Raw genomic sequence first — 17486 nt, forward strand, 5'->3', positions numbered from 1 at the left:
AGATAAGCATGACTCAGTCCTCTCTTTTGCTTTTTTGTTTGTGGAAAATCAAAATTCGCAAAAATTGGACTGAGTTTCTTCGACACTCCTACCATTTTGAAAAGTTATTTAACCCTATGACAAAAAATGATAGTCATTATTATGACCCTTTCTTCAACCCATATGGAGAGAAATTTTCATTACGGGATAATTTATTAGGAAATGCATCAAATTATCCTGGTACTTGCAACTTCCCATCAACCGCCATAGAAAAGCAGTTTCAATACCAACTCCAATTAGAAAAAAACAGACAATACATTATGTTGCTGACGAAAATGGAAGTGCATACTATTTTGGATTCATGGGGCGCATTCGGGCGTACGGAAGCAGAAAGACAAGGAGAATTCAGAAAAAATACATTAGGATATGCTGAAACTGCCGCAACCTATGGTGTTAGTGTCAAAGACACTTATTCTGTGACAATCCTCATCTCTAAACTTGGAGGGTTTGGTATTAAAGCCATTACTTTCGTTCGCAATGGAACAGAATATATTAAACTGACTGGTTATCCTGCCATACGCAAGATCCTGAATGGAACTGTTTACCGACTGGATAATATGAAAGTTATTGAGGCTGGATTGGGTAAGTATGGAGTAAACAAAGGCATAGTACAAGGTACAAAATTAAACATTTATGCCGCAGCTGCTTTCAGAGTGATAGAACAAATTCTGAGTGATGAAGCTGATGCAGCTAATTTCATTGGCGGTTTAGCAACAGATATAGTGAAAGCTTTGGTGGCTGGCTTATTGACTAAAGGTGGAGTAGCATTAATTGGCTCTGTAGCTGCATTGTCCGCTGGCTGGTTTGTTTTTGCTGTTGTTGCTATTGGTATTGCCGCAACATATATAGTTACAGCGATTGATAGTGAATTAAGTATTACAAAAAAACTACAAACAGCCCTAAGAGAATATTCTAACAGGGTAGTAAAAGAAGATATAAGCGGTAAATTAGGGCTAGATTCTCAATTGCTTTATAAAAAATTATAAGAGGAGATCTTGGTGTCAAAATTAAAGGAATATTGGAACAACTTGTCACCTACAGCCAAACAACGCTGGTCAAGTGTTGGGGCTCTGTTAATGTTTATATCATTTGACTATACAGCTATAGCATGGGGATTTCGCGATCTTTTGGAAATGTTGTCTTATCCTGATGTTATTAATTACAACAGCTTTATTACCTTTTATGTTCTATTCCCATTATTCACATTTCCCCTTCTTTTAATTTTTACTTACGCGCTCTTCACCGGAAGAGTAGTAGGAAAATTTGGTACCGTTTGTATTCATATATTTGGTATTTTAACTATTAGTTCAATCTGCATTAATATCGCGTTTAGTTGGTACTACACAAATACTCTTGATGAAAAAATCTATATTAGATGCTCTGGCACACCTACTGGTGGTACACACGGTATGTCCAAACTTTATGTGAAAGATCCCAAACAATGCCGTGAATATGGTGCATATTATATCGATTAATTCTCTATCATCATTTATCCTCTTGGTGGTTCATATTTAACCAAAAGGAGGTTTTCCTACACCCCATCACAAATACCATGAAAAATCACTACCAGAAACATTATCTTTTTGACATAACCTCCACATTTTCTTCATTATTGACGAATTCCGGTTGGTTACACTAATAATATATTCTTGCATCTAACTTCGCATAAGATGTTGCATGATTGGTTATCGCCATAACACTAAGAGAATGTCGAGCAAATGAATAATAAAAGCCGTTCCTACTTTTTCCGACTCGCTGCGGTACTCGCCGTGATCATCGGGGTCGTTTTCTTTGCGTGGAAATACTTCAACGTATCTTCATCAACAAGTGATTCTCAGAATGCAGAATCAAAACCTAATCCCTTTCAACCACCAGTACAAGTAGCGACGGCCGAAATCAAATCGATACCTCATTACCTAGGAGGATTAGGAACGGTTCTGGCGGCCAATACCGTTACTGTCACCAGCCAGGTGGAAGGTCAGTTAATCGCCTTGCATTTTAATGAAGGTCAATACGTCAAAAAAGGGGATTTGCTGGCAGAAATCGATCCTCGCACCTTCCAAGTCAAACTGGCAAGAGCGCAAGGGCAATATGCCAAAGATCAAGCAACATTAGCTAACACTAAACAGGATTTGCTCCGTTTTCAGCAATTGGCTAAAAGTAAACTGATCTCTCAGCAAGAGCTGGATAAACAAATCTCTTTGGTTCGTCAGAGTGAAGCCAGCTTACAGGCCGACCAAGCAGATATCGACGAAGCCAAACTGCAATTGGCATATAGCCGTATTACCGCCCCGATTTCCGGTCGCGTCGGATTAAAACGCATTGATATCGGCAATCACGTATCTGGTGGAGGAGCAACGCCAATCGTCGTTATTACGCAAGTCGATCCTATTGATGTCGTGTTTTCCCTGCCTGAAAACGATATTGGTGCTGTGTTAAAGGCGCAAAAAAATCACAAAAATGTGGTTGTCATTGCATGGGATCGCAATAATCAGCAGCAATTGACACAAGGAAAACTTATCAGTATCGATAATCAAATTGATGTTACGACTGGCACGATCAAGATGAAGGCCCAATTCAATAATCAAGATAATGTGTTGTTTCCTAATCAATTCGTCAATATTCAGATGAAAGTCAATACCCTGGACGATGTTGTTGTGATCCCTACGGCTGGTTTACAAATGGGAAATAGCGGTAATTTCGTCTGGAAAGTGGATAAAGAGAACAAAGTCAGTAAGCATAAAGTTATTGCTGGCCTGCAAGATAATCAATTGGCGGTCATCAACAGTGGGCTGTCAGCAGGTGAGCGTGTCGTCACTGATGGTATTGATAACCTGACCGAAGGCGCCAAAGTTGAAATTGTCAAACCTTTGACAATCGAAGCCCTTAATGCGGATCAAAGTAAGAAAAAATCAGAACAATCAAACGGTAAGATGGAGAATTCCTAATGCAATCTGATTCTCCAATGACCGGCGGAGGGCCATCCCGCCTGTTTATCCTGCGCCCTGTTGCCACAACACTGTTTATGATTGCGATCTTGCTGGCCGGGCTAATGGGTTACCGGATGCTGCCAGTATCTGCATTGCCACAAGTGGATTATCCCACTATTCAGGTGGTAACACTGTATCCTGGTGCCAATCCAGATGTGATGACATCCGCTATCACTGCGCCACTGGAACGCCAGTTTGGTCAGATGTCCGGCTTAAAACAAATGTCATCCAGAAGTTCCGGTGGCGCTTCTGTGATCACGTTGGTATTTCAGCTCTCACTACCCTTAGACGTGGCAGAACAAGATGTACAGGCGGCGATCAATTCAGCCAGTAATCTATTGCCCGATGATCTGCCCTATCCCCCCATTTACAGCAAAGTCAATCCGGCTGATCCGCCTATATTGACGCTGGCCGTAACCTCTGATGCCCTGCCGATGAGTCAGGTACAAGATATGGTGGAAACGCGCATATCCCAGCGTATTTCTCAGGTCAGTGGTGTCGGTTTGGTGACGTTGGCGGGCGGGCAACGCCCCGCTGTGCGCGTGAAATTGAACGCACAGGCTTTGGCGGCACAAGGATTAGACAGCGATGTTATCCGTTCTGCTATCATGAAAGCCAATGTGAATTCGGCAAAAGGCAGTTTTGACGGCCCCACTCGCTCTATTACCATATCCTCCAATGACCAGATGAAATCTATCGATGATTATCGCAATTTAATCGTGGCCTATAAAAATGATGCGCCGATCCGCTTGCGTGATGTCGCCACCATTGAACAGGGCGTGGAAAATAGCAAATTGGGCGCATGGGCGAATGAAAAACCCGCCATCGTCATCAATGTCCAGCGCCAGCCTGGGGCTAATGTTATTGAGACTACAGATAATATTCGCATCATGTTGCCAGAATTGATCAACAGCCTGCCCAAATCTGTCAATGTGGAAATGCTGACAGATCGTACGGTTTCGATCCGTCATTCCGTCAAAGATGTGCAATTTGAACTGTTGCTGGCTATTGCGCTGGTCGTCATGGTGATCTACCTGTTTTTGCGCAATGTAACGGCAACCTTGATCCCAAGTATTGCCGTACCGCTTTCGCTGGTGGGTACATTTGCTGTGATGTATTTTTGCGGCTTTTCCGTCAATAACCTCACCTTAATGGCATTAACTATCGCAACCGGCTTTGTGGTGGATGATGCTATTGTGGTGATAGAAAATATTTCCCGTTACATTGAACGGGGAGAAAAACCGCTGGCGGCAGCGCTAAAAGGCGCGGGAGAAATTGGTTTTACGATTATTTCCCTGACTTTCTCATTAATCGCCGTCTTGATCCCTCTGCTATTTATGGGGGATATCGTCGGTCGGCTATTCAGGGAATTCGCCATTACCCTCGCCGTCGCGATTTTAATTTCTGCCGTTGTCTCACTGACGCTAACGCCGATGATGTGTGCAAGGATGCTGAAACCCGAAGCTGATATTAAACACAATCGCTTCGAGCAAGCGTGCGAACGCTTCTTTGAACGCATGATTGCCGTGTATGCTGTCCTCCTGAAACGGGTGTTGAATCATCCCTGGATGACACTTGGTGTTGCATTCGGTACGTTAGCCCTGACTGCCCTACTCTATATCATGATCCCTAAAGGATTCTTTCCTTTGCAAGACAACGGCCTGATCCAAGGCACACTGGAAGCACCACAATCCATTTCGTTCAATGCAATGGCAGATAAACAGCGGCAAGTTACTGCTCTGCTATTAAAAGATCCTGCTGTAGACAATGTCACCACCTTTATTGGTATCGATGGTAGCAATCCAACATTGAATAATGCACGTCTTCAAATCACGTTGAAACCACTCAAGGAGCGTGACGACCGGATTGACGAGGTTATCCCACGCCTGCAAGCGCGGATTGCTAAAGTTCCCGACGTCAAGTTATACCTGCAACCAACTCAGGATTTGACCATTGATACCCAACTATCGCGCACGCAATACCAATTCACGTTGCAAGCCACTTCGCTTGATGAACTCGCTGTCTGGGTTCCAAAATTGCAGCATGCCCTAAAACAACGTTCAGAATTGGTGGATATCGGTAACAATTGGCAAAATCAGGGGTTAGTAGCCTACCTCAATGTGAATAGGGATATGGCTAGCCGTTTTGGGATCTCTATGGCCGCCGTAGACAATGCTTTGTATAACGCTTTTGGCCAACGCCTGATTTCAACTATTTACACTCAGTCAAATCAATATCGCGTTATCCTTGAGCAAGATACGAAGAATTCATCGGGGCTGGAAGCGATAAACAATCTTTATCTGACCGGTAATGATGGCAAAATGGTACCTTTCAATACCATTGCCACGGTTGAACAACGGTTAGGGAATTTGTCTATTGACCATCTGCAACAATTTCCTGCGGCCACTTTTTCATTCAACGTAGCGAAAGATTCATCCCTTGAACAAGCTGTCAATGCCGTCAAAGGGGCAGAACAAGCAATCCAAATGCCAAAAGATATCATTACGCAATTTCAGGGAGCGACACTGGCGTTCCAGGATGCACTCAGTAATACCCTTTGGCTGATTGTAGCGGCTGTCGTCGCCATGTATATCGTGCTCGGTATTTTGTACGAAAGCTTTATTCACCCTGTCACTATCTTATCAACCTTACCTACTGCGGGGGTTGGCGCATTGTTAGCTTTAATGGCTGGCGGGTACGAACTGGATATTATTGCCATCATTGGGATCATTCTCTTAATTGGCATTGTGAAGAAAAACGCCATCATGATGATCGATTTTGCTCTGGCCGCAGAGCGGGAAAAAGGGATGACTCCTTATGAAGCTATTTATCAGGCCTGTCTGTTACGTTTCAGGCCAATTTTGATGACAACAATGGCAGCACTGCTGGGCGCATTGCCACTGATGTTGAGCACCGGTATTGGTGCAGAGCTGCGCCGTCCGTTAGGCGTCAGTATGGTGGGAGGTCTGATTATGAGCCAAATCCTAACCTTGTTCACAACGCCTGTTATTTATCTGTTGTTTGATCAGTTAGCACACTACCGTCGCAATAAAAACAATAAGAAAGATAAACAAATAAGGCTAGATAAATCCTCAGTTAATCATCAGGAGCCGCTGTGAAATTCTTCGCCCTATTTATCCAGCGGCCAGTTGCCACCACATTGCTGAGCTTAGCCATCACCCTATGTGGTGCACTCAGTTTTATCCTGCTGCCTATATCGCCGTTGCCACAAGTTGATTTTCCCGTGATAACAGTTCAGGCTTTCATGCCCGGCGCGTCACCAGAAACGATGGCGTCCTCCGTAACGACGCCTCTGGAACGCGCATTGGGCAGGATAGCGGGGGTAAAAGAGATGTCTTCTGCCAGCTCGTTGGGAAGTTCTTCTATTTACCTGGAATTTGATCTCAATCGGGATATCAATGGCGCAGCACGGGATGTCCAGGCCGCGATCAATGCCGCTCAAAGCTTGTTACCTTCCGGTATGCCAGACAAGCCAAGGTATCATAAAGCTAATCTATCAGACGCCCCAATCATGATCTTAACTCTCACCTCAGATAATTATAGTGAGGGGCAACTGTATGATCTTGCGTCTACCCGATTGGCGCAAAAGCTTTCTCAAATAGAAGGTGTCAGCAAAGTCAGTGTCGGTGGTAGTTCATTACCGGCTATACGTGTTGAACTAAACCCTAATGCGCTCTTCAACCAAGGTGTTTCTCTTAACGATGTCAGTAATGCCATCAATAATGCTAATGTTCGGCTGCCGACAGGCCATGTTGATACCAATAACCAGATCTGGCAGCTGCGCACCAATGATGAATTGAAAACACCTGACAGTTACCGTTCGATTATTGTCCATTATAATAATGGAGCACCTGTCAGGTTGCAGGATGTTGCAAATGTTAAGCGCTCTGTCGAGGATATCCGCGCCGCGGGCATGTCTGGGAATAAGTCTGCAATTGTGCTTATTATCCGCCGCGAAGCGAGTGCAAATATCATCTCAACCGTACAACGCATTCGTGATCAGCTCCCAGCCCTGCAAGCCTCCTTGCCTGCCAATATTCAGCTCAACGTTGCTCAGGATCGTTCACCAACTATTCAGGCTTCCCTGCACGAAGTAAAACGCGCATTAGCCATTGCCGTCGCTTTAGTGATTCTGGTCGTATTCCTGTTTTTACGTTCCGGCCGAGCTACGCTAATCCCGGCAATTGCCGTTCCGGTGTCGCTCATTGGTACTTTTACCGCCATGTATTTATGTGGTTTCAGCCTCAATAATCTTTCGTTGATGGCATTAACCATTGCCACCGGATTTGTTGTCGATGACGCCATTGTGGTATTGGAGAATATTTCCCGCCATTTGAATGCGGGCTTAACCCCCATGCAGGCTGCCCTCAAGGGAACCAGAGAAGTTGGTTTCACTGTGCTGGCTATGAGCTTGTCACTTGTTGCGGTATTTATTCCCCTTGTATTGATCGATGAATTACTTGGCCGATTATTCCGGGATTTTGCTGTTACCCTGGCAACTGCCATTGGGATTTCTCTGTTAGTTTCACTGACCTTAACCCCGATGATGTGTGCACATCTGCTCAAATCTACACCTAAAAATGTCCAGAAGCAGACACGGGGATTCGGTAAGGTTTTATTGAGAATTCAACAAGGTTATGCCCGCTCATTGAAATGGATACTCAATCATACTCGCTGGGTATTGTTGGCATTGGTTGGCATTATCGCTTTGAATATCTGGCTCTATATCAGCATTCCAAAAACGTTTTTCCCGCAACAAGATACCGGAAAAATGTTGGGGTTTGTGGTTGCTGACCAAAGCATTTCATTTCAGGCCATGCGGGAAAAAATGAAACGCTTTATGCAAGTTGTCGATGATGATCCAACCGTGGATAATGTCGTAGGTTTTACCGGTGGTGACAGCATCAATATGGGCTTTATGTTTGTTTCACTGAAGCCATTGAAAGAGCGTAGTGAAAGCATCCAACAAGTTATTACCCGCTTAAGAAGTAAACTGACCAATGAAGCGGGAGCACGTCTCTATTTAGTTCCTGTTCAGGATCTGAGAAGCGGAGGACGAGGCGGTAAATCGACTTACCAGTTTAATTTACTGTCAGATGATTTTGACGCACTGCGCAAGTGGAGTCCTATCGTCAAGAAAGCATTGGAAAAATTGCCTCAATTGGTGGATGTCAACGGCGATGAAGACGAAGAGGCTAAAGGCGCTGAAATAGCGATTACTTATGATCGTGATGTGATGGCTCGTTTAGGCATCAATGTTGCTGAGGCAAATAATTTACTCAACAATGCTTTTGGTCAGAGACAGGTTTCCACGATTTACGCCCCTTTGAATCAATATAAAGTGGTCATGGAAGTGGCACCGCAATATAACCAAGATCCCAGTGCATTGGAGAAGATGTTTGTCATTAATAGCAAAGGAGAACGCATTCCCCTTTCCTACTTTGCTCAATGGCGCCCTGCCAATGCACCATTGGATGTTTATCACCAGGAACTTTCGGCTTCTTCTACCATTGCCTTTGATGTAGCGCCAGGCTATACGCTGTCTGATGCAATCAGTGCAATAGAAAGAACGATAACAGAACTGGGTGTTCCTTCAGCAGTACGTAGCTCTTTTGCAGGCACAGCACAGGATTTTCAAGAGAGTGAACGTTCGCAATTATTGGTGATCCTGGCGGCTATAGTCGCTGTTTATCTGGTGCTTGGTGTACTCTATGAGAATTACATTCATCCTCTGACAATCCTTTCTACCCTGCCTTCTGCGGGTATAGGTGCTTTGCTGGCTCTGGAACTGTTCAATACCCCCTTTAGCCTAATCGCCATGATTGGGATTATGCTGTTGGTGGGCATTGTTAAGAAAAATGCCATTATCATGGTGGATTTTGCCCTTGAAGCTCAACGAAACAGCAAGCTCAGTGCTCAGGAAGCGATTTTTCAGGCCAGTGTATTGCGATTCCGTCCGATTATGATGACGACGCTTTCTGCCCTGTTTGGTGCTTTACCTTTGGTATTGAGCAATGGGGATGGTGCAGAATTACGTTTCCCACTGGGGATCACGATTGTAGGTGGTCTGGTGGTAAGCCAGCTTCTCACGTTGTATACCACTCCGGTTGTATATCTGTTTTTTGACCGATTACGTGAAAAATGGCGCCTTCGCAAAGCAATACCCTCTCAGAGAGTTGACGCCAACTAGTTGAGCCAGAATGAAATTCAGGATAAGAATAGGTATCAGCAGTAAACTTTTTCTGGCCATTTTTGCCACTTGTATGCTGGTATTGATCACAATGCACTGGGGCATTTACCTCAGCTTTCAGCACAGTTTTATGGGCTATATTAAACAGAATAGCCAAAATCGGGCGAATACGCTGGCACAAGCATTGACAGAACAATACCAGCAATATGGCAATTGGCATTTTCTGACTCAAAATGATCGCGCGATATTTCAAATTATCCGCACGATTGAACAGGGTGACAACCCGCATCAGAAAACCAAACCTCATGGGTGGCGTCCCCAATTTTGGGTTGTGGATACTCACATGCATCGTTTAGTCGGGCATTCTAATGATATTCCGGTAGAAAGTTATCGCGAGCCGGTCACCTATAAAAACAATATTGTCGGTTGGGTAATTGTCAGTGCCTCAGATAAAATTACCCGTCAGGCTGATATTAGTTTCGCTCACCAACAGCAACTTACCAGTTGGGCTATTGTCGGTTTTTCCACCTTACTGGCATTAATCGCCACTTTTCTTCTCTCACGTGGCCTTTTAAGACCAGTTAAGCGGTTAGTGGAAGGTACACATAAACTCGCGGCAGGCGATTTCAGTATTCGTGTCGTTCCATCCAGTGAAGATGAAATCGGTAAACTGGCAATGGATTTTAACCAACTTGCCAGCACGCTGGAAAAAAATGAACAGATGCGCCGTGATTACATGGCTGATATTTCCCATGAGCTACGTACTCCACTTTCTGTTCTGCGCGGTGAACTGGAAGCTTTACAAGATGGTGTACGGAAACTAACACCGGAAACTATCTGTTCCTTACTTGCTGAAGTCACTACCCTGACAAAACTGGTAGACGATCTGCATTTATTATCCCTTTCTAATCGCGGTTCGCTGGCGTATAGAAAAGAGTCTGTTAATGTCAGTGAATTACTGCAAATCTCCGTAGCGAATTATCATGGCCGTTTTGCGGATAAGCAAATCACGTTGGCATTGAATGTAAAGGAAAATATAACCCTGCTTGCTGATCCAAATCGGCTAACACAGTTATTTCATAATTTGCTGGAAAATAGCCTGCGTTACACCAATGAGCATGGAAAGGTCATTATTTGTGGATATTCCAACCAGCAAAAATGGATATTGGATATACAAGACAGTGCACCTGGATTGACTGTCGAACAATGCCAGCAGGTTTTTGAACGTTTTTATCGTTGTGAATCTTCCCGTAACCGCGCAAGCGGAGGTTCAGGGCTTGGGCTGGCAATTTGCTATAACATTGTTGAAGCCCATACTGGGATAATACGTGCGGAAAGCTCACCTTTAGGTGGTGTTAAAATTCACGTAGAATTACCATTGATTAAATCGTCTGAACTTGAAACACAATGAGTACACAACTGACACAATATACTGTTCTCATCGTTGAAGATGAACCAAAGTTAGGGCAACTGCTGGTTGATTATCTGCAATCCGCAGATTACCAAACCCAATGGCTCAAGCGTGGTGATGAAGTCATCGCTCATGTGCAAAAATACCATCCTCATATTATCTTGCTTGATCTTATGTTGCCCGGTCTTGATGGATTATCGATCTGTCGGGAATTACGTAAATTTTCAGATATCCCGATTGTCATAATGACTGCCAAAACGGAAGAAATTGACCGACTACTCGGTTTAGAAATTGGGGCTGACGATTATATTTGTAAACCTTATAGCCCGCGGGAAATGGTAGCCAGAGTCAAGACAATCTTACGCCGTTGTTACCGTCCGAAGGAGATCATCAGTGAGCAAGGTGCACTGACTATTGATGAAAAACACTTTCAGGCGCGTTATCTTGAACAGACGCTTGAATTAACACCGGTTGAATTCCGTCTGCTCAAAATTATGTCCGGCCAACCAGGGCGTGTTTTTTCCCGCGATCAACTATTGAATAACCTTTATGACGATCATCGCATTGTGAATGACCGTACGATTGATAGCCACATTAAAAACTTGCGCAGAAAACTGGAGCAACTGGATGGGGATAAATCTTTTATCCGTTCCATTTATGGATTGGGTTATCGTTGGGAAGCTGAAATCTGTCGTTTGATATGAGATACAGTAACCGGCATCAATCATGCCAGTTACTGTTGCAACTATCGTCACACACTTATGATTGGCTTTTTTCAACATTCAAAGTTTTTTTACCATCAAGTAAACCTGAAATGATAGCTAATAACAATGCCAGGGCGGCTAATAACCCCCCTGCCAGATTGAGGGAAGTATAGCCATAATGAGAGGCGATAATTACACCCCCCAACCATGCCCCAACTGCATTACCCAGATTAAAGAATCCAATATTGACAGAGGAGACAAGATTAGGTGCACCAGCCTCCTGAGCTTTATCCATCACCAAACGCTGGATTGGCGATACGGTGGCAAAACCCAATGCTGCCATTAAAAATAGGCTCAAACACGCAATAAACTGATTGTCACCATAAAGCCAGAAAATAAATAGAGTTAAGGATTGTAGTCCTAATGTCCAATACAACAATGGCATCATCGTCTTATCTGCAAGTTTTCCGCCGACAATATTGCCAAAGAAAAACCCTAGCCCCAATACCAGCAGGAGCCATGTTATTGCGCTTTCAGAGAATCCTGCAATATTGATCATTAATGGTGCAATATAGGTAATCGTTGTAAAAAATGCGGCGGGGCCTAAGACAGTGATCCCCATAGCTAAAAGAACATGGATATTGGTGAACGCCTGCAATTCTTTTTTAATACTGGCAGGCGCTTTCTGATCGAACTTAGGTAATAACTTCAAAATTCCAACTAATGCGATAATGCCAATAACGGTAATGATTGCAAAAGTGACGCGCCAGGAAATCGCTTTTCCTATCCATGTTCCAAGCGGTATTCCAACTAAATTCGCCAGTGTCATTCCACTAAACATAAAGGCGATCGCGGTGGTTTTTTTATTTTCTGGCACGAGTTCAGCAGCAATAATCGCCCCTATTCCCATAAAAGCACCATGTGTTAACGAGGCCACAATCCGGCCAATAATTGCCAGAGAAAATGTCGGAGAAAAGGCAGTCAGTGCATTTCCGATAATAAATAAGATCATTAACAGGGAAAGCATCTTTTTCCTTTCTATACTTCCCCCCAATATGATTAACACAGGCGCGCCAACAAATACACCAAGCGCATAACTGGTTGCCATATACCCCGCAGTTGGTATTGAAAGACTAAATTCGGTTGCGATTTCAGGCAGTAAACCAGCGACAATGAATTCGGTTGTAGCGATCCCAAATGTCGCTATGGCTAGAGCCAAAATAGCTACAGGCATGGAGAACTCCTAATAATAGGCTGTGTTAATCGAGTTATATTGCAACGGTGTATCGTTATCTCTGAGAGTGTGTAATATATTCGTGCAACAGCCAATTGGGAAGCAATTCAAACAAGACAAAATAGTCATCACGTTCTGTAAAAATAGCGGGACAGAGCATAAAATTTTCTTATCAAACTCCTTGAATGTACAAAATTCAGGCTAAACTTAAGCTGATAATTACCCAATCAGGAGAATGTCTTATGGCTACTGGGCATTATGATCTTAAGAAAGCAAAGAACGGGCAATTTTATTTCAATCTGGTGGCGGCAAACGGTGAGATTATTCTGAGCAGTGAAATGTATACTACCAAGGCTGCTGCCAATAAAGGCATTCACTCTGTGCAAGTTAATTCTCCCGATAAAACTCGCCATGAAGTGAAAAAAAACAAATCGGGCAAGCCTTACTTTGTCCTGAAAGCCCGGAATCATCAAATTATTGCTATCAGTGAAATTCATACTAATGAAGCAAACATGAAGAAATGTATACAATCTGTCATGAAAATCGGTCCAACAGAAAGTATTCGTGACCTGACCAAACAGAATTAACCAATACAATTAATGACTCGCGCCGTATCCGCGGCGCGTTTTCTCTCTTTTCCATAATATGTTTGTGCTAATGATAAAATAGGCGTTAAAATCCCCCCTCTTTTAAACCTTACCCTTAGTAATGATAATGAAGATTGGGTAAGGGCTGACTTGAACTCAGACCGAGAACGTTAAAAAATATGTTTACTCCAGAATTACTTTCTCCTGCCGGCTCTTTGAAAAACATGCGGTATGCATTCGCTTATGGTGCAGATGCCATTTATGCCGGTCAGCCTCGCTATAGCTTGCGAGTCCGTAATAATGAATTTAACCACGAGACATTGGCACAAGGCATTAAGGAGGCGCATGAATTAGGTAAGCGTTTTTATGTCGTTGTCAATATCGCACCCCATAACGCAAAGCTGAAAACGTTTATTCGTGATTTAAAACCCGTCGTAGAAATGGGGCCTGATGCTTTGATCATGTCTGATCCGGGCTTAATTATGATGGTACGCGAGACATTTCCTGAAATAGATATTCATCTCTCAGTTCAAGCCAATGCGGTTAACTGGGCTACAGTCAAATTCTGGAAACAGATGGGATTGACGCGAGTCATTCTTTCCCGTGAACTCTCGCTGGAAGAAATTGCTGAAATCCGTCAGCAAGTACCTGATATGGAACTTGAGGTTTTTGTGCATGGTGCACTTTGTATGGCTTATTCTGGCCGTTGCCTGTTATCGGGTTATATCAACAAACGCGATCCTAATCAGGGAACCTGCACCAACGCCTGTCGCTGGGAATACAATGTGCAGGAAGGCAAGGAAGATAGCGTTGGCAATATTGTCCATATGCATGATCCTATTCCGGTTAAAAACATTGAACCGACATTAGGCCAAGGTGCACCAACAGATAAAGTCTTCATGATAGAAGAAGCCAAGCGTCCTGGCGAATATATGTCAGCGTTTGAGGATGAACATGGTACTTATATCATGAACTCCAAAGACTTACGTGCTCTTGAACATGTGGAAAGATTAACCCAAATGGGGGTTCACTCACTGAAAATCGAAGGTCGTACCAAATCTTTCTATTATTGTGCCCGCACCGCCCAAGTATATCGTCGCGCCATAGATGATGCCGTTGCAGGAAAACCCTTCGATCCAACATTGATGACCACATTAGAAGGTTTAGCACACCGTGGTTATACAGAAGGTTTTCTGCGCCGTCATACCCATGATGCTTACCAAACTTACGAATACGGCTATTCCGTATCAGATACTCAACAATTCGTTGGCGAATTTACTGGCAATCGAGTCAATGGCCTGGCAGAAGTTGCCGTGAAGAATAAATTTCTTGTCGGGGATCATCTGGAACTCATGACACCATCGGGAAATATTAACTTCACGTTAGAATCCATGACAAATAAAAAAGGCCAGGCCGTGGCAATTGCGCCGGGTGATGGGCATATCGTTTATCTTCCTATTCCTGAAGAAATTAAGCTGGATTATGCTTTACTTGTACGAAACTTAAAAGGTGGCAATACCAGAGCACCTCATCCACATGAATGACAAGTGAAATAATTCGAAATAGGATTTTAAAGAAATTAATCTATTTTTTTAGAAATAGATCACATCAATGCTAATTTATTTCTCGTATTATCAGTTTCGAAAAATAAAGAACTAAAAAAAGTTTTATTGTAAGACTAGGAACCACCTCCTTGGCTAGCTCAATCTCCCTTGGGCTGGCCTTTTCTTTTACACAAACAAATAAAAACATAATAAATTCAAATAATTAAGAAAAACACCCATCATTAAAAATCATTAAATTAATTAATGCTTCCAAATCCTGACTGGATATTTATTAATCTTTTATTAGTAACCGCATTTATAATAATCAAAAAACCATCTTTTTGATAAATAATGTCAGGATTTATTCAGTTTAATGAAGGAAATTTTGAGAAAAGTAAACCAAATTATTCAGTTTATGAATAACTTCAATATTTATACCAATCTAATTTCAAGATGCGTGTGATTTCTCCCCGCTCTGCGGAGTGACATCAAGTTTCATATTGCAACTTGAAGTTTAATGAGTATGTCACCATACCAGATAAATATTATTTCACTCTATCTTGATATAATATGGTTAATTTTTAGCAAAATTTGTATTAACTGAAGCGATCCACTGCTGCTTCCCTCTCCACTTGCCTTGTGATCAACTCAAATATAAACAACAATCAGTAGCGCCTTTTGCAAACTGGAGTTAATCATGACTGATATCATTAAGTTGCTAGGAAAAGACGCAGAGAGTTTATTGGAACATCAATGTAATACCATTCCACGTGAAAATCTCTATCTTCCAGGCACAGATTTCGTTGATAGAGTTATGCTCGAAAATAACCGCCCCAATACTGTTCTTCGCTCCATGCAAACCTTATTGAATCATGGACGTCTGGCCGGTACAGGTTATCTCTCAATTTTGCCAGTAGATCAGGGAGTTGAACATTCTGCCAGTGCTTCTTTCGCGGCCAACCCTCTCTATTTTGATCCCAAAAATATCGTTGAACTGGCGATTGAGGCAGGCTGTAATTGTGTTGCTTCAACTTACGGTGTTTTGGCGTCTGTTTCTCGCCGCTATGCTCATAAAATCCCGTTTCTGGTTAAGCTTAATCACAATGAAACGTTGACCTATCCCGCCCAATATGATCAAACTTTATATGCCAGTGTCGAACAAGCATTTAATATGGGAGCCGTTGCAGTTGGCGCAACAATCTATTATGGCTCTCCCGAATCACGCCGCCAAATAGAAGAAATTTCAGCCGCCTTTGAGCGCGCTCACGAACTTGGCATGGTCACTGTGTTGTGGGCTTATCTGCGTAATTCCGCTTTCAAGAAAGATGGCGTTGATTACCACACCAGCGCCGATTTAACCGGCCAGGCGAATCACCTGGCTGCAACGATCGGTGCCGATATCGTTAAACAAAAAATGGCTGAAACTAATGGTGGTTATACTGCTATTGGGTTCGGGCATACGGATAAACGCGTCTATAGCAATTTGACCACTGAACATCCGATTGATCTCGTTCGTTATCAAATTGCTAACTGCTATATGGGACGCGCTGGATTAATCAATTCAGGTGGGGCTTCTGGAAACAATGATTTAAGTGATTCTGTGCGCACAGCCGTTATCAATAAACGTGCCGGAGGGATGGGATTGATCCTTGGCCGCAAAGCGTTCAAAAAATCGATGACAGAGGGCGTTGAGTTAATCCACTCCGTACAGGATGTTTATCTCGATCAGAAAATTACCATCGCCTAATCAATGAGTTTCAGTATGTTCAAAATGGGGATCTCTGCATCCCCATTATTTACCCCAAAATTCACCACCATTGATGAAAATGGTGAACTGGCCCAATGCCATGACCAACTTGTAAACTATCCGCTTGTATCAGCGCATTTTGTAAATATGTTTTAGCAACCGGCAATGTACTTTGCCAGTCTGAATGGCATGGACGCAATGCAGCAAGTGCCGCGGATAAAGTACAACCCGTTCCATGAGTATGCCGTGTATTTATTCTGGGTGCAGTAAAACGCCACTCCCCTTCCGGAGTAAAAAGCCAATCCGGGCTTTCCTCATCATTCAAATGTCCGCCTTTCAATAAAACCGCCTGACATCCCATTGAACGTAATGCTCTGCCCTGCTGTAACATTTCATCTTCCGTATCAGCAAGATCACAGTTCAATATGGCTGCCGCTTCCGGCAAATTAGGGGTAATCAGAGAAACAAGTGGCAGCAATTGCTCTACCATTGCGGTAATAGCCTCCGGTGATAGCAAGGGATCACCGCTTTTCGCCACCATAACTGTATCCAATACAATGCAGGGAATAGCATAACGATGCAGCGACTCTGCTATCACAGCGATATTGGCTGCATTCGACAACATCCCAATTTTGGCGCTGTCTATCCTGACATCTGAAAGCACTGATTCTAACTGAGCAGCAACAAAAAGGGGATCAAGATCATACACAGATTGTACGCCCAGTGTATTTTGTGCAACCAACGCAGTAACAACTGTCGTACCGTAAGCCCCAAGCGCGGAAAAGGTTTTTAAATCGGCCTGAATGCCGGCACCACCGCTAGGATCGGTTCCTGCGATAGTCAGTGAATTAATTCTCATTATAGTGATTCCTACCGCCAGCTAAAGAAAAGCGGTATCGGAATAAGAGATAAGTCCTCAAGAGAAATTAACTGCAAATTGGTGACCATAGCCTGCTAATAATGTATTAATTTCATCTTCCATGGTCTCCTGAGTCCAGGTAATAAAACGTTGCCAATGG

11 protein-coding genes and 1 pseudogene are annotated in these 17486 nt (G+C 43.3%); 10 read left to right on the forward strand and 2 right to left on the reverse strand.

Going from position 1 to position 17486, the window contains the following annotated elements; all coding sequences use genetic code 11:
• From IQ211_RS13370 to baeR, 7 genes and pseudogenes are all read left to right on the forward strand, one after another.
• Window positions 1–1025: pseudogene (locus IQ211_RS13370) on the forward strand (hypothetical protein); the annotation flags it as partial.
• Window positions 1026–1037: 12 nt separating this feature from the next.
• Entirely contained in the window at window positions 1038–1514 is a 477-nt protein-coding gene (locus IQ211_RS13375; RefSeq protein ID WP_189760568.1) for a DUF1240 domain-containing protein, read from the forward strand.
• A 243-nt stretch (window positions 1515–1757) separates the two neighbouring features.
• The gene (locus IQ211_RS13380) at window positions 1758–2987 is read left to right on the forward strand and encodes an MdtA/MuxA family multidrug efflux RND transporter periplasmic adaptor subunit (protein WP_189760569.1); all 1230 of its coding nucleotides are present in this window, start codon (window positions 1758–1760) and stop codon (window positions 2985–2987) included.
• Complete coding sequence (locus tag IQ211_RS13385) at window positions 2987–6148, forward strand: MdtB/MuxB family multidrug efflux RND transporter permease subunit (protein WP_189760570.1); 3162 nt, start codon at window positions 2987–2989, stop codon at window positions 6146–6148. The genes IQ211_RS13380 and IQ211_RS13385 overlap by 1 nt, the downstream gene beginning before the upstream one ends.
• A complete protein-coding gene (gene mdtC / locus IQ211_RS13390) occupies window positions 6145–9240 on the forward strand; it encodes a multidrug efflux RND transporter permease subunit MdtC (protein WP_189760571.1) in 3096 nt (1031 codons plus the stop codon). Before IQ211_RS13385 ends, mdtC begins: the two co-directional genes overlap by 4 nt.
• A 22-nt stretch (window positions 9241–9262) precedes the next feature.
• Entirely contained in the window at window positions 9263–10651 is a 1389-nt protein-coding gene (gene baeS / locus IQ211_RS13395; RefSeq protein ID WP_189760577.1) for an envelope stress sensor histidine kinase BaeS, read from the forward strand.
• The gene (baeR, locus tag IQ211_RS13400; RefSeq protein ID WP_189760572.1) at window positions 10648–11355 is read left to right on the forward strand and encodes an envelope stress response regulator BaeR; all 708 of its coding nucleotides are present in this window, start codon (window positions 10648–10650) and stop codon (window positions 11353–11355) included. Before baeS ends, baeR begins: the two co-directional genes overlap by 4 nt.
• A gap of 55 nt (window positions 11356–11410) precedes the next feature.
• Here baeR and IQ211_RS13405 read toward each other — a convergent pair whose 3' ends face one another.
• On the reverse strand, window positions 11411–12589 hold the full coding sequence (locus IQ211_RS13405; protein ID WP_189760573.1) for an MFS transporter: 1179 nt from the start codon (window positions 12587–12589) through the stop codon (window positions 11411–11413).
• 242 nt (window positions 12590–12831) lie between these two features.
• On the opposite strand from IQ211_RS13405, the gene IQ211_RS13410 reads away from it, so the two are divergent.
• The 3 genes from IQ211_RS13410 to fbaB all read left to right on the forward strand — a co-directional run bounded on the left by IQ211_RS13410 (window position 12832) and on the right by fbaB (window position 16467).
• On the forward strand, window positions 12832–13176 hold the full coding sequence (locus IQ211_RS13410) for a YegP family protein (RefSeq protein ID WP_189760574.1): 345 nt from the start codon (window positions 12832–12834) through the stop codon (window positions 13174–13176).
• A 179-nt stretch (window positions 13177–13355) separates the two neighbouring features.
• Window positions 13356–14720, forward strand: coding sequence for a prephenate-dependent tRNA uridine(34) hydroxylase TrhP (gene trhP / locus IQ211_RS13415; RefSeq protein ID WP_189760575.1), 1365 nt, complete (start codon window positions 13356–13358; stop codon window positions 14718–14720).
• A 697-nt stretch (window positions 14721–15417) separates the two neighbouring features.
• Window positions 15418–16467 carry a class I fructose-bisphosphate aldolase gene (fbaB, locus tag IQ211_RS13420; protein WP_189760576.1) on the forward strand — a complete coding sequence of 350 codons (1050 nt, stop codon included), beginning with the start codon at window positions 15418–15420 and terminating at the stop codon, window positions 16465–16467.
• Window positions 16468–16528: 61 nt separating this feature from the next.
• On the opposite strand, the gene thiD is transcribed toward fbaB, so the two are convergent.
• Window positions 16529–17326: a bifunctional hydroxymethylpyrimidine kinase/phosphomethylpyrimidine kinase gene (thiD, locus tag IQ211_RS13425; protein WP_223281789.1), complete on the reverse strand. Its 798-nt coding sequence runs from the start codon at window positions 17324–17326 to the stop codon at window positions 16529–16531.
• Between the last annotated feature and the right edge of the window lie 160 nt (window positions 17327–17486).

Source organism: Xenorhabdus griffiniae (assembly GCF_015163655.1).
In the GTDB taxonomy this organism is placed as follows: domain Bacteria; phylum Pseudomonadota; class Gammaproteobacteria; order Enterobacterales; family Enterobacteriaceae; genus Xenorhabdus; species Xenorhabdus griffiniae.

Excerpts from the sequence above, each read along its gene's own strand:
- IQ211_RS13380 (WP_189760569.1), top strand. The coding sequence starts at position 1,758 with ATGAATAATAAAAGCCGTTCCTACTTTTTCCGACTCGCTGCGGTACTC.
- IQ211_RS13385 (WP_189760570.1), top strand. The coding sequence starts at position 2,987 with ATGCAATCTGATTCTCCAATGACCGGCGGAGGGCCATCCCGCCTGTTT.
- baeR (WP_189760572.1), top strand. The coding sequence starts at position 10,648 with ATGAGTACACAACTGACACAATATACTGTTCTCATCGTTGAAGATGAA.
- IQ211_RS13405 (WP_189760573.1), bottom strand. The coding sequence starts at position 12,589 with ATGCCTGTAGCTATTTTGGCTCTAGCCATAGCGACATTTGGGATCGCT.
- IQ211_RS13410 (WP_189760574.1), top strand. The coding sequence starts at position 12,832 with ATGGCTACTGGGCATTATGATCTTAAGAAAGCAAAGAACGGGCAATTT.
- trhP (WP_189760575.1), top strand. The coding sequence starts at position 13,356 with ATGTTTACTCCAGAATTACTTTCTCCTGCCGGCTCTTTGAAAAACATG.
- fbaB (WP_189760576.1), top strand. The coding sequence starts at position 15,418 with ATGACTGATATCATTAAGTTGCTAGGAAAAGACGCAGAGAGTTTATTG.
- thiD (WP_223281789.1), bottom strand. The coding sequence starts at position 17,326 with ATGAGAATTAATTCACTGACTATCGCAGGAACCGATCCTAGCGGTGGT.